At 48.9% G+C, this 12,878-nt stretch carries 12 protein-coding genes; 3 read left to right on the top strand and 9 right to left on the bottom strand.

Going from position 1 to position 12,878, the window contains the following annotated elements; genetic code table 11:
• Positions 1-8 precede the first annotated feature (8 nt).
• Both QZ311_RS01500 and QZ311_RS01495 read left to right on the top strand, forming a co-directional pair.
• Complete coding sequence (locus tag QZ311_RS01500) at positions 9-1,151, top strand: ABC transporter substrate-binding protein (protein WP_297063139.1); 1,143 nt, start codon at positions 9-11, stop codon at positions 1,149-1,151.
• A gap of 59 nt (positions 1,152-1,210) precedes the next feature.
• A complete protein-coding gene (locus tag QZ311_RS01495; RefSeq protein ID WP_297063137.1) occupies positions 1,211-2,209 on the top strand; it encodes an iron ABC transporter permease in 999 nt (332 codons plus the stop codon).
• An 11-nt stretch (positions 2,210-2,220) separates the two neighbouring features.
• Here the strand turns inward: QZ311_RS01495 and QZ311_RS01490 are convergent, their stop codons facing one another.
• From QZ311_RS01490 to QZ311_RS01480, 3 genes are all read right to left on the bottom strand, one after another.
• Positions 2,221-3,468 carry a porin family protein gene (locus QZ311_RS01490; protein ID WP_297063135.1) on the bottom strand — a complete coding sequence of 416 codons (1,248 nt, stop codon included), beginning with the start codon at positions 3,466-3,468 and terminating at the stop codon, positions 2,221-2,223.
• Between the two features lie 2 nt (positions 3,469-3,470).
• Entirely contained in the window at positions 3,471-4,037 is a 567-nt protein-coding gene (locus QZ311_RS01485; RefSeq protein WP_297063133.1) for a sigma-70 family RNA polymerase sigma factor, read from the bottom strand.
• Positions 4,038-4,113: 76 nt separating this feature from the next.
• Complete coding sequence (locus QZ311_RS01480) at positions 4,114-4,857, bottom strand: NigD-like protein (RefSeq protein ID WP_297063131.1); 744 nt, start codon at positions 4,855-4,857, stop codon at positions 4,114-4,116.
• 179 nt (positions 4,858-5,036) lie between these two features.
• Between QZ311_RS01480 and gluQRS the strand changes: the two genes are divergently transcribed.
• Complete coding sequence (gluQRS, locus tag QZ311_RS01475) at positions 5,037-6,014, top strand: tRNA glutamyl-Q(34) synthetase GluQRS (RefSeq protein WP_297063128.1); 978 nt, start codon at positions 5,037-5,039, stop codon at positions 6,012-6,014.
• On the opposite strand, the gene QZ311_RS01470 is transcribed toward gluQRS, so the two are convergent.
• The 6 genes from QZ311_RS01470 to QZ311_RS01445 all read right to left on the bottom strand — a co-directional run bounded on the left by QZ311_RS01470 (position 6,004) and on the right by QZ311_RS01445 (position 12,850).
• Positions 6,004-6,729 carry a hypothetical protein gene (locus QZ311_RS01470; protein WP_297063126.1) on the bottom strand — a complete coding sequence of 242 codons (726 nt, stop codon included), beginning with the start codon at positions 6,727-6,729 and terminating at the stop codon, positions 6,004-6,006. The two genes, gluQRS and QZ311_RS01470, sit on opposite strands and share 11 nt — an antisense overlap.
• Before the next feature lie 38 nt (positions 6,730-6,767).
• Entirely contained in the window at positions 6,768-7,643 is an 876-nt protein-coding gene (locus tag QZ311_RS01465) for a nucleoside phosphorylase (protein ID WP_297063124.1), read from the bottom strand.
• 88 nt (positions 7,644-7,731) lie between these two features.
• Positions 7,732-8,841: a DNA-processing protein DprA gene (dprA, locus tag QZ311_RS01460; protein ID WP_297063122.1), complete on the bottom strand. Its 1,110-nt coding sequence runs from the start codon at positions 8,839-8,841 to the stop codon at positions 7,732-7,734.
• Positions 8,838-9,230, bottom strand: coding sequence for a thioesterase family protein (locus QZ311_RS01455; protein ID WP_297063120.1), 393 nt, complete (start codon positions 9,228-9,230; stop codon positions 8,838-8,840). The genes dprA and QZ311_RS01455 overlap by 4 nt, the downstream gene beginning before the upstream one ends.
• Before the next feature lie 111 nt (positions 9,231-9,341).
• Positions 9,342-11,012 (bottom strand): AMP-binding protein, encoded by a 1,671-nt coding sequence (locus QZ311_RS01450; protein ID WP_297063118.1) that lies wholly within the window; start codon positions 11,010-11,012, stop codon positions 9,342-9,344.
• A gap of 209 nt (positions 11,013-11,221) precedes the next feature.
• A complete protein-coding gene (locus tag QZ311_RS01445; RefSeq protein WP_297063116.1) occupies positions 11,222-12,850 on the bottom strand; it encodes a tetratricopeptide repeat protein in 1,629 nt (542 codons plus the stop codon).
• Positions 12,851-12,878: the final 28 nt, after the last annotated feature.

Raw genomic sequence — 12,878 nt, 5'->3', positions numbered from 1 at the left:
ATCATATAATGAGACATTCAATTTTTCTATCTCTTATAGCTGTCCTGCTATTGCCCCTCATGCACTCGTGCAAAAGGGGCAATAGCCTTAATTCCATTTCCGGGGATTCCGACACGCTCCATCTCGACTATGCCCGGAATCTCACACTCGAACGGTATGACGGTTTTGTCAAGGCAACCGTCCGCAATCCGTGGGACACTACGAAAACACTCCATACCTATCTTCTTGTTCCCGACAGCATCAATACGCTCAATGGGATTCCGGAAGGGACAGTAATCAGAGTGCCGCTCAAAAATGCACTCATCTATTCGACAGTCCACCAGTCGCTCGTCGGCGAGCTCGGCGCACGCGAAGCCATCGGTGGAGTGTGTGACACCCAATATATCCACAATCCCGAACTGCTCAAACGGATAGCCGACGGCAAGGTGGCCGACTGCGGCAACAGCTACACACCAAACCTCGAACGCATCATACAGCTCAACCCTGATGCCATTCTCCTCTCCCCCTTTGAAAATTCAGGCAACTACGGCAAAATAGGCCAGATGGGAATACCCATCATCGAATGTGCCGACTACATGGAAAGTTCTCCACTCGGACGCACGGAATGGATGAAGTTCTACGGCATACTTTTCGGAACAGAAACACAGGCTGCCGAAATGTTCGAAAATATCGAACAGGAATACAAACGGCTCATCGCGCTTACCGACACCGTGAGCTACCGTCCGAAAGTCATGATAGACCGTCTCTACGGCAACAGCTGGTATGTGCCGTCAGCCAATTCAACTATGGGACGATACATTAAAGATGCAGGAGGCAGCAATCCTTTTGACGGCGCAGGAAAAGCCGGAAGCATCGGAGTATCCGGCGAACAGGTTCTACACGAAGCCGGCAACGCCGATATATGGATTCTTCGCTACGGACAAGCCACAGACAAAACTTTAAGCGAGCTTGCATCCGACAGCCCCATCTACGGACAATTCAAACCACTGAAAGACGGAAGAGTCTATGGGTGTAACACCGAAAAAATCAACTACTACGAACAAACACCCTTTCATCCACACTGGCTGCTGAAGGATTTAATAAGCATCATCCATCCGGAAATCTCCGATCCGGAATACAAAAACAGATATTTCACTCCATTGAAACCTTAAAAGGTTTCAGATATATGCTGACTGCCGGCATCAAAATCACCCGTCTACACCAATCCGCTATGAAATTTATCATAACAACCGTCACTGTCCTCATCCTGTTTGTCATGAACCTCTACATCGGTTCGGTCAATCTGTCGGCCAGCGAAGTTTCCGGCATACTTATGGGCCGCAGTGACGGAGGAACGGCTGAATTCATCGTACTCGGGAGCAGGTTGCCGATGGCAGTCACCGCACTGCTGGCAGGAGCGGGACTTGCGGTCTCCGGCCTTTTGCTCCAGACCGCATTCCGCAATCCGCTGGCAGGCCCTTCGATTCTTGGAATAAGCTCGGGCGCAAGTCTTGGAGTGGCCTTGGTCATGCTCCTGCTCGGCGGTACAATCTCGGCCGGAACTGTCTCCATCGGGGGATATGCAGCCGTAATCACGGGCGCTTTTTTCGGAAGCCTGCTGATTATGGCAATACTGCTATCGCTGTCAACCGTGCTGAAAAACGACCTGATGCTCCTGATAACCGGCATCATGATCGGCTATCTTGTCTCGTCGGCAATCATGCTTCTGAATTATGTCTCGACTGCCGAAGGGGTTCAAAGTTATGTCATGTGGGGAATGAGCACATTCAACGGAGTCTCCCTGTCACAGCTGCCACTCTTCGTGGGGCTTACGACCGCAGGCCTTGTCATAGCACTGCTTCTGGTGAAGCCTCTCAATCTTATTCTCCTCGGCGACGGCTATGCTCGCAACCTCGGTGTCAACATAGGCAGAGTCCGCAACGTGCTGCTTCTCGCCACCGGAATCCTGACAGCTGCAATCACGGCTTTCTGCGGGCCGGTATCATTCATCGGACTGGCTGTCCCTCATATCGCCCGCCTTATCTTCAGGACAGATGACCACCGCACACTAATGCCGGCGACAATTCTCGTGGGAGGAGGGGTCACTCTATGCTGCAACCTGCTCTGCGTGCTTCCGGTCAATTCCATACTTCCGGTCAATGCGGTCACTCCGATTATCGGTGCGCCAGTAGTAATCTGGATTTTACTGCGAGGGCGAAAAAGAGCCTGACAAAAACTGAATTAAAGTTCAAACCTCAGACCCAGATTCAGATTAAAATTCACAGGTTTTTCCTTATAGATGGTCCTGACATCAGAACCGTCATCAAAATAATAAGCGATACCCGGCTCGGCATAAACACCCATAAATTTTGTAAGGCGGAACTGCACACCTGCCGACGCATTAACCGACCATTGCAGAGGCTTGACTTTCAAATCGTCTGTCTCACTTGATTTCACGACATTTTCAATCACATAGTTTCTTGTCTGCGATGCCGAAACACACTTCTCGACCATTCCTCCCGCCGAAGCATAGAGATCGATAAATTTCCATGTGAACAGACGGTATTTCAGATTGACAGGAATTCCGACATAATGGAGCGACTGATTTCCTACGAAATAATGCTTATCACTCCCCTCTCTCATGTCGGAATCAAGTTTTGTGTAGGTCAGACCGCTCTCGATGCCCAATCTGTCATTGAAATCATATCGCAACGAAAGTCCGAAGCGCACCGGCTGCCGATGTTTGATTGATGTCTTAAGTTCGTTGCCACGATTAAGCAGGATTATGCCAAGCATAGGATCGTCCGCCCACATGTATTGGTCAATTCCGACTCCCGGTTCTGAAACAGGCTGCGGCGAAGAAGTCCTGCCAATCGATGACGAATTTCCGCCTGAAGCATAAAGCCCGAAAGTCAACCGTGAAGTCCTTTTAGTAACGATAGGTCTATCATAATTATAGGTCTCTGCTTCCCGTCTGACAGGTCTGTCGCTCTTATTCGCTTCCGTTGGAAGATCCGGGGCTTCTTTCTTCTCTACGTTGACAGAATCCGGGAAAACCGTCTGCTCCGCATCAACATCAACAGCCGAGACATCTACATGTTTTTCAGTAGTCCTGACATCGACATGGGAACAGGCAATCACCTTGTCAGATATTTTTGCAAGCTGTTCAGCCAATTGGACATCTACAGATTCCATAACCACAGGCTCGGAATCGGTATAGTAAGCAGGCGAATTTGCAATCTCCGCTTCATGACCACCCAAGATCAGCCAAAGCCCTGCACAGCCTAAAAGTAGTGCCAAAACAGCAGCCAAAGCGCGCAATCGAGCGCCGAAGACAACAATTGCAGGCCTGCTCCCGGTCTCAGCTGCCTCCGGGGATTCCGACATTGACTTATGGCGCTGTTCGATTAAGTCCCAGAGCCCTTCGGGTTCTTCGACTTCGAAATCGGCCATTTTATCCTGTATTTTTTTCTGCCAAAGGTCTTTCATAGTTAATTCCGGATTAATTGACATTCTTTCTGATAACTCCTTATTTTTTCCGCCAAGATAGCTTTGGCCCTGTGTAACTGTGAAGCCGATGTGCTTTCCTTGATACCGAGCAGTCCGGCTATCTCTTTATGGCTTCTACCCTCAACCACATACAGATTGAATATCATTCGGTAACCATCGGGAAGCTGACGGATGAATCCATATATGACCTCGGTGGGGATTGTATCTACTTCAGGCTCTTCATCAGGCATGTCGGCATGTTGGTCGGTCACTTCCGTGAAATCAATCCGGGTGCTTTTCCGTATAAATTTAAGCGATTCGTTTACAACCACCTTTATCATCCATGCCTTCAGCGAACCCTCTCCACGAAAACAGAAATCTCCAATCGAAGCAAATATTTTGATGAAACTCTCCTGCAGCACATCTTTCACATCCTCTTCTTCAAGAAGATAACGGGAGCATACGGCTGTGAGAATTCTGATATATCGAGAATATACCATTCTCAAAGCCGCAGGCTCGCCGGCGTTGACGAGACGTAGCAATTCCTGTTCGCTGTCAACTGTTTTCAATCGCTATTATCTGAAGTTTCTCATGTATCCTTAACGAAGTAAGAAGCATATTTAGTGTCAGAAACTGACTGTCATCCTATTTCAACAATGCTGCCGACACGAGACCCGACGGAGCTTCACCATGAGTCTCATTGCGCATTGTAAGGTCAAATTCAAGCGATTTCTTCCCGCTGAATGAATTCCAGTGGAGCTTGATTTTTACAGGGCCACGGTCGGAATGAGGGAGATTGTTAAGGTTAAATGCGATAAGAGCGTCGCCATACTGACCGTTAATGTCACCCTTAGCATCGTGGCGAAGTTCGAGTTCATAGGGATTCTCAGGATCAATGCCCGAAAGAAGGTTTATAAAGTGAGGTTTGCCGCTTCCGTCCCACAAGGTGCGGATTCTGAGGGTCAGATAACCGTCTTCGGCAACAGTCACCCAGTCCTTTACAATTTCAATCGGATCAGAACCATACGTCAGGCCATCTTCATCGATATGTATGATGACCGGTTCTTTCGTACGGATGCTGTCAATCCAGTTGATCTGAACCCCGTTGGTTCCAGAATAGGACGGATCTTCCGTGTAATTTACCAAAGCCCTAACCTCTTTATCCCCAAAAGGAGAAGCAGTCATGTTGGTTGCGACAAGCGATGTTTCATCATTAAGCACCATACTGAATGTTCCATCCTCTAAAGGGCATACGGTCACGACCGCAGTCGGACGATAGAGAGAACTGTTGTCGTTGTCATCATCAAGACACGACTGTAAAGAGACAGACATGGCTGTAAGCGCAACGAGGGGTAAAAAGCGGACAGCCTTTTTCACAAACTGATTCATGGTTTCTATTGATTATTCTTTTGATTGATTTTATGTGGTGAATATATCCTGTACAGAGGTCATTCTATCTCTATAAATCCACATTTTCACAAATCTTGCATGGAGATGAAATTTTTTTCATAAAGATTTTTGCATTATTCCTTACCTTTGCCACAGAATATCAAGAATCACAGCCGGTAATGGACACTTCGACCAACACAGACAATCAGACAGTGCCGGTGGGACGCTTCGCTCCGTCACCGACAGGGCGCATGCACCTCGGCAACATATTTACCGCCGTATTATCATGGCTATCCGTCCGCTCAAGAGGCGGACGATGGATATTACGCATCGAAGACCTCGACCCACAACGTTCGAAATATGAGTATGCCCGACAGCTCGAAGATGACCTGCTATGGCTTGGTCTGACATGGGATGAAGGAGGAGTCGATGACATCGGCCCGCACGGTCCATACCGTCAGAGTCTCAGAGGCGAAATCTACAATCAATATCTCTCACGCCTTAAATCGACCGGCCTTACATATCCCTGTTTCTGCACACGCGCCGACATAATGGCAACCCAAGCTCCGCATCAGTCCGACGGACGTATCATTTACAAGGGGACATGCCGCCCGAAGGATTTTCCTCTTTCCGGCTCACTTACAGCGCCCACACAGCGACATGCGACCAGACTTTTCGTCCCTGACAAGGACATAGAATTCAATGATGGAATTTTCGGCAAACAGACCAGCAATCTCGCGACGGATTGCGGAGACTTTGTGCTGCAACGCGCCGACGGAGCATGGGCCTACCAGCTGGCAGTGGTGGTCGATGATGCCCTTATGGGTGTAACAGAAGTTACCAGAGGCTCTGACCTGCTGCTATCAACCGCTCAACAGCTCTATCTCTACAATCTACTGGGATTTAAAGCTCCGTCCTACGTACATCTGCCTCTAATATGCAACGAGGATATGCGACGCCTGTCGAAACGCGACCAGAGCCTAAGCATGGAAGCTCTGCGCCTGCGCTATTCCCCCGATGAAGTAATCGGCCATATCGCAGCTCTGGCCAATCTGACACCATCATATTCACCATGCTCGCTAAATGATCTTGTCAGGTCGTTCAGTTGGGACAAGATACCTAAGACCATGTCAATGGTCCATCGCATCAGTCAATAAGCTTTCGGAGACGCTGAATGTCAACAGCCGGAAACACCGACCGGAGATGTGTCATAATGCGGCTGTAGGATTCTTCCGGTGTCCGGTCTTCACAGGACGAAAGAAAATCATCACCGTAGAGCGCCTCGGGAGTCGTATAGCGCGCAATACCCCATCCGTAGGATTCACCGGAACGTGAAATTGAGTATTCGAAATCGGCGATTACAATCCGCGTCAACATCTGAAGGCGGGTAAGCGCCGGCTCAAGACCTCCGCGACGACGATTGGTTTTACCTACCGTCGCCGGTTCAATCACATCAATGAGGTCAAACGATTTACGATGACGCTTTACGGTCAGCCCGCAGAGGTCTTTCAACTCTTTTGACAGAAGTGATTCATGAGCGCGTATAGCGTCGAGAATCATCTTTTCGGAGACACCGGACGCAACGTCAGACCCTACAGAGGCTGAAGGCCGCAAAGCCCGACGGTAGTTGGCAAAGTCGGGTAGCCATTCAAGACTGACATACCCGGCCTTGCCATTGAACAATTTACCGTAGGCGCAATTCATATTGCGAATCACCGGACCTTTCCATTCCCACGGACCTTCTTCTTCAGAAAACCACAGCCCCGGATCAACCATTTCCTGAATGGAAAAACCCTTGACTGAATTTCTGAAAAAAGGCAGAAAACCGATTTCAATCACTTTCGCCTCAAGATCGCCGGAAGAACAGAGCATTTTTTAGAATTCTGAATTTGGATATGAGTGATCAGGTATCATATACGTTCAAGAACTGTGGCAACAAGGTCCTTAACCGCATTTTTATAATTGGGATTGGCATTATTGTTCATGCGGTTTGCAATGATAGAGCAAACCGTCATGGCTCTATGTCCCATCAGACGGCCAAGTCCCTGAAGGGGTGCTGATTCCATCTCATAGTTAGTGATTTTACGTCCATTGAAACGGAATTCCTCTATCCTGCGGTTGAGGTCTGGATTGGCAAGCGGCAGACGCAATTCACGTCCCTGAGGACCGTAGAATCCCACGGCCGAAATAGTGTTGCCACGCACCATGTCGTCACCTCCGATCCGGTTGACAAGCTCTTCGTCGGCATTCACCACATAGGGCTTGGCCCAAAGAGGATTCCAGCCGACGGCATCGCAGAAAGCGTGTTCGAAATCGAGATCTGCCACAAGGTCTCTGCCTGCATAATAGTTGAGCACACCGTCAAAACCGATAGCTTTCTCGGCAATTACCGGCGTGCCGATTGTGAGTTCAGGCTGAAGCGCTCCCGATGTGCCTATGCGCACAAGAGTCAGGCGACGTTTATCCTTCTTTACTTCACGTGTCTTGAAATCAACATTGGCAAGGGCATCAAGCTCATTGATGACAATGTCTATGTTGTCAGGACCTATGCCATGAGACAGACACATGATAGGTTTGCCATTGTAAGTACCACCGATTGTGTGGAACTCACGCGACGACACCTCGAAATCAGTAGTGTCGAAGAAGGAAGCCACCATGTTGACACGCGCCGGATCTCCGACAAGAATAACGCGGTCAGTCAATTGCTCGGGAAGGAGATGAAGATGAAACACCGATCCGTCAGGATTGATGATAAGTTCAGACGGAGCTATGATTTTATTTTCCATGATAGGTTAACTGTTAAGATGATTAGTATAAACTATTATATAGGTAAAAAACGCCGGAATAATTCTTAATGTTTATGAGAGAGGACACTTAACGGAGACGATAGCGTCCGCCGGGAATGCTGATAATCAGTGCACGGAATTCCATGTCGATAAGCATGGACATCAGCCGGGCGACAGGCATGTCGATACGGCTGCTCAGCTCAGGAAGCGTGGCCTCCCCACGCGAAGTAAGCACTGCAATGACGGCTTCTTCCTCAGGTGTCAGCTCTGGAAACAGACTCGGGACTGCATCATCTGTCCCGGCCACAGGCCATCTCATCTGGCTGCAAAAATCGGAAGCCGATGTGACAAGGGCGGCCATGTGGTTTGCAATCAGGCTGTTGCAGCCGGCAGAATATCTGTCGGAAATACGTCCCGGAAGCGCGAACACGTCCCGATTATATCCCGAGGCAAGACGGGCGGTGACAAGCGCTCCTCCCTTGCTTGCTGATTCAACAACCACAAGGGCATCCGAGAGACCGGCCACAATACGGTTACGCGCAAGAAAATTACCTTTATGGACAGGCGTTGATGAGCGGTAATCGGTCAGCAACATTCCCTGATTCCTGACCATCTCGACTGCGACCGACCTATGCTGAGAAGGATAAAGGGTGTTCAGACCGTGGGCAAGCACCGCAACGGTCGGAAGCCCATAACGAAGAGCCGCCTTATGGGCCGCTATATCTATGCCGTAGGCAAGTCCGCTGACAATCACAGGCTTTTCCGGGAAAAACGACGCAATGTCACTGACAAACCGCTCGACAAAATCTACTCCATAGGCGGTGGCATGGCGAGTCCCCACGATGGATATGAACCGTGAATGATTGAGGTCACAATCGCCAAGTCCGTAGAGCATCAGAGGAGCGTCGTCACACTCCAAAAGCCGTTTGGGATATTGGTCGGATTGGAAATATATGGCCGAAATCGAGTTTGAGCATATAAATTCGACTTCACTACGAGCCTTATCCAGCGCCTCGCCACGCACGGAGGAAGAGAAAAGCCTGTTGGAAAACCCCATTACGGCCGAGAGTTGCGATTCGGTAAACGCAAAGAAATTTTCCTCAGACCCGACTCGCTCAAGAATGGTCGCGGCAAGAGGCGGCGTTAGCGAACGTAATGAGGAGAAAGCGATGCGATATGTCAGAGAATCGTCGGTCATAGATAGTCGCGGAATGCTTCGGCGAGTATGTCGCCACGTGACAGCCTACCGTTTTCAAGACATACAACCGTGACAAGGGCATGGACAACGTGAGCACCGGTGGCTTCATTGTAGATGTCCTGAACAAAAATGAATCGAGCCCCTTCGCGCCTCATCGACAGGCGCGAAACCATAGTCTCTCCAAGGGTGAGCGAGGAGAGATATTCAATCTCGATTTTTCGCACCACCGGATCAAGTCCTTTTTCCTGCATCTCACGAAACGATGTTCCGGCATGCTCGCAGAAATCATGTCGCGTGATTTCAAGGTAGTGCAGATAGTTGGCGTTGTTGACTATTCCCTGAGAATCCACTTCATAGTCACGAACTTTTATTTGCAGCTGATATTCCATTTTCTTCAATTCATAGTTTTACTGAATGCTTAATTCAGGCCTGATTCATGATTTACCGACTTTACTTAACTTATAAGTCCATCAGCCCTGAACGGCATATCATGAATCAGGTTAAGCATTATAGAGGTAGCGTTTGATCGAACGCTTCGGAGTCTTTTCAAATTCGTTTGCAATCAACTGGATGCGGTCGATCCGCTCATAGGGAGCGACAAGCTTGTTGAGATCCGCGCGCACCTGCTCCATGAGTTCCGGAAGCTTTTCGTTTTGTATCTTATCGCGGTCCATCGCCTCATAATCGGGATATACGAGCGCTATAAGATGCTTGCCACGTTCGACGACGAGGCTTTCGCATACGTATGGCATATTATTAAGCTTGGCTTCAATCTCCTCGGGATAGATATTCTGCCCGTTCGCGCCGAGAATCATTGTCTTGTAGCGCCCACGGATGAATATGGTTCTGTCATCGGAAAGCGTGCCCATATCCCCTGTATGAAGCCAGCCTTCGGCATCAATGACCGCTTCGGTTGCTTCGGGATTCTTAAAATATCCACGCATGACATTCTCTCCCCTGACACAAATCTCACCCGGAATGCGTTCGGGGTCGGCACTATCGGCAATCTTACATTCCATCGACGGAAGCGTCCTGCCGGAAGACGACGGTATGAACTGCCGCCACGGAGTGTAGCTGATGAGCGGTCCGCACTCGGTCATGCCATAGCCGACAGTAAACGGAAACTTGATGCGGTGAAGGAATTCCTCTACCTCGCGATTGAGCGGAGCGCCACCGACAATCACCTCAGCGAACTCTCCGCCGAAAGCCTCGACAAGCTGATTGCGGATTTTACGGAAGACAAGTGTCTTGAGCCCCGGAAGCTTGAGTGCATTGCGCACTGCCGGCTTTTCGATGACCGGACGCAACTTGTTGCGGTAGATTTTTTCCAATATCAGCGGGACACAGATGACAAGGTTAGGCTTCACTTCAGCAAATGCCTTAAGGAGCAGCTTAGGAGTGGGAAGTTTGCCGAGAATCGTGACATGAGTGCCTACAGCCAACGGGACAAGCATATCGAAAGCGCAACCGTAGGCATGGGCCAATGGCAAGAAGGATAAAGCCCGCGAGCCACGGAAATGCAATCGCGAATTGACACCAAACCTGACATTTCCGCCAAGATTACCGAGAGTAAGCATCACACCTTTTGAGAAACCCGTAGTCCCGGAGGTGTAATTTATCTCGGCCAACTCGCTCTCGTCAATATCGGGATAATCAATATCGGCTGTGGTAAACCCGTGAGGATATCTGCGACGCATCTTTTCGGGAAGACGTGAAAGGAATTTTTCAACAGCACGGTTATTGACAGGGTGTTCGGCCAGCACCTCACGGCGGTCAAGCGACATGACAGCCTTGACCAGAGGAATCTTCTCAAACTCCATGTTGTCAAATATGCTTTCATTTATGAAAAGCATCACACTGTCGGAATGATTGATGATATGCTGTGCGTCCTGAACATTAAAATCATGAAGCACCGGAACCACTACCGCACCATAAGTCAGAGTAGCCATATAGACAACCACCCACGAGAAGGAATTACGCCCCATCAGAGCAATCTTGTCGCCACGTTTCACTCCACATTCCTTGAACAGCATGTGGAGTGCCGCGATACGACGCGACATATCGGCATATGTCATGGTCTGACCGCTGCCAAATTCGGTTAGCGCCGGAAGATCCCAGTTTTGCCGGAAACTTGAAGCGTAAATCTGCAAAAGGTTATCTTTATTATTCATGGGTGACTCTCATAAATGTTTGTTATTTTATAACGTCGGCTTTCAGACAAGGGTTTATGCTATGCCCTATAAAAATCCACAGTCAAAAAAATAACCGGTATTTTTTTAAGCCGCCTCTAAAAAAAGCACCTCGCGCGCGCCCCTCCGGTGGGGGGGGGACGGGCGCGAGGCCATTATAGATATCAAAATTAACTAAAAATCCGATCGAATCAGAGCTTCTTCATAACTTCCTTGACGGGAGCATTCTCAGGATCCATCTCGAGTACTTTCTGGAAGTATTCGCGAGCCTGTGCATTGTCGCCCTGCTGCATGTAGTAAGAGCCCATGCGGGTATAAGCCATCTTGTAGGCATCGGCATATTTCTCCTTGTTGGCGGGATCTTCGTCATATGCGGCAATCATGGCCTTGTAGGTTTCAATGAGCTCCGGAGTTGTGTTCTCAGCACCGTCGCGGATCATGAGAAGAGTGGCCTTGTTACGGTAAAGCGGGCCTTTGTTGGCTGCACCCTCGATGGCAAGGTCAATGTTCTTGATACCGTTGGTTGCTGCTTCCGCACGCTCGGGCGAACCCTCAGGGAGAGAAAGACCAAGGTTCTTATAACGGTTTGAAAGGATGAAGTAGTCATTAAGAGTGGCGTCGCCTGCATCAACAAACTTCTGCATGTACTCCACAGCTTTCTGGTCATTTTCAAGATCGTTGTACATCGACGAGATTTCAGCAAGCATCTGCTTGTTCTTCTCGGGATTCATTTCATAAGCCTTCACGTAGGCATCAATCGCATCCTGCGGACGGCCAAGCTCTCCGAGAATATCACCATAAGTAGAGTAGTCGGTCGCTGTGAACTTGGCATTTGTATGAGAGAAAAGTTTCTTTGCAGCTTCCTCAGCTCCGGCAAAGTCCTTAAGAGTGGCCTTGTTGAGCATCACCATGCGCTGCATATACTCGTTTTCGGGGTCAGCTGCAAGCACCTGATTGGCAACATCAAGCGATTCCTGATACTTCTTGCCGAAGTAAAGGAGACCTGAATAGCGCTGCTCGTCACCCTGGAAGTGGTTAGGGTTCTTGATATATTTGCCATACTGCTCGGCAGCTTTTGTGAACTGGTTGCCGTCATAATATTTTTCAGCAAGCTCACTCTGAGCGAGAGCCGAAGTCGGAAGTTTTTCGTTAAGTTCAACGAGCTTGCCGATAGCGAAGTCCGGATTAACCTTGTTGTAAAGGTTTGCATACTTCACATATGCTTCGGGATTTACGTTTCCTGCCTGCTCATCATAAATCATGGCCTGCTCATAGAAACCTGCGGCCTGACCTATGTCAGAACCCTTTGCCATATCGCCCTGAAGCACATAGACCTGAGCTTCCTTGTTTTTAGACACCTTCATGGCGTTGGCGATATTCTTCTCAATCTCCTTGGCATAGAGAGTGGGATCTACGTTGAAATAGGCGCGTGCGATAGCTGCCATCACCGACGCATCTTTCTTGTTACCCTCAAGAGCCTGCTTGAAATAAGTCTCGGCTTCTTTTTTGTTTCCGTTTTTAAGGGCAATTTGTCCGAGACCTACATAGTTGTAGCCATATGCCGGATCAGCCTGCACACCCTTGTTGAAACTTTCGGAAGCAGCTGCAACATTATTATTGTCAAGCTCAAGTGAACCGAGATAGAAGTAAGACACAGCCTTCTTGGTTGAAGGATCGTTTAGTGTCTTTTCAAGAATAGTCTTTGCCTTGTCAAAACGTTCGGCATTGTAGTAATCTACGCCATCCTGATAGCCACCCTGTGCGAAAGCAGTCATCGCCATGCCTCCAAGCACAAAGGAAAAGATAGTACGGAATTTCATGTCTATGGTTTATTATTTTATTTTTTAT

The organism is uncultured Duncaniella sp., from assembly GCF_910578445.1.
Classification (GTDB): domain Bacteria; phylum Bacteroidota; class Bacteroidia; order Bacteroidales; family Muribaculaceae; genus Duncaniella.
The sequence above is the reverse complement of the archived record's forward strand: the minus strand, read 5'-3'. Positions and strand labels throughout refer to the sequence as shown.

Coding starts and splice junctions, on each gene's coding strand:
- QZ311_RS01500 (WP_297063139.1), top strand. CDS start 9: ATGAGACATTCAATTTTTCTATCTCTTATAGCTGTCCTGCTATTGCCC.
- QZ311_RS01495 (WP_297063137.1), top strand. CDS start 1,211: ATGAAATTTATCATAACAACCGTCACTGTCCTCATCCTGTTTGTCATG.
- QZ311_RS01490 (WP_297063135.1), bottom strand. CDS start 3,468: ATGAAAGACCTTTGGCAGAAAAAAATACAGGATAAAATGGCCGATTTC.
- QZ311_RS01480 (WP_297063131.1), bottom strand. CDS start 4,857: ATGAATCAGTTTGTGAAAAAGGCTGTCCGCTTTTTACCCCTCGTTGCG.
- gluQRS (WP_297063128.1), top strand. CDS start 5,037: ATGGACACTTCGACCAACACAGACAATCAGACAGTGCCGGTGGGACGC.
- QZ311_RS01470 (WP_297063126.1), bottom strand. CDS start 6,729: ATGCTCTGTTCTTCCGGCGATCTTGAGGCGAAAGTGATTGAAATCGGT.
- QZ311_RS01465 (WP_297063124.1), bottom strand. CDS start 7,643: ATGGAAAATAAAATCATAGCTCCGTCTGAACTTATCATCAATCCTGAC.
- dprA (WP_297063122.1), bottom strand. CDS start 8,841: ATGACCGACGATTCTCTGACATATCGCATCGCTTTCTCCTCATTACGT.
- QZ311_RS01455 (WP_297063120.1), bottom strand. CDS start 9,230: ATGGAATATCAGCTGCAAATAAAAGTTCGTGACTATGAAGTGGATTCT.
- QZ311_RS01450 (WP_297063118.1), bottom strand. CDS start 11,012: ATGAATAATAAAGATAACCTTTTGCAGATTTACGCTTCAAGTTTCCGG.
- QZ311_RS01445 (WP_297063116.1), bottom strand. CDS start 12,850: ATGAAATTCCGTACTATCTTTTCCTTTGTGCTTGGAGGCATGGCGATG.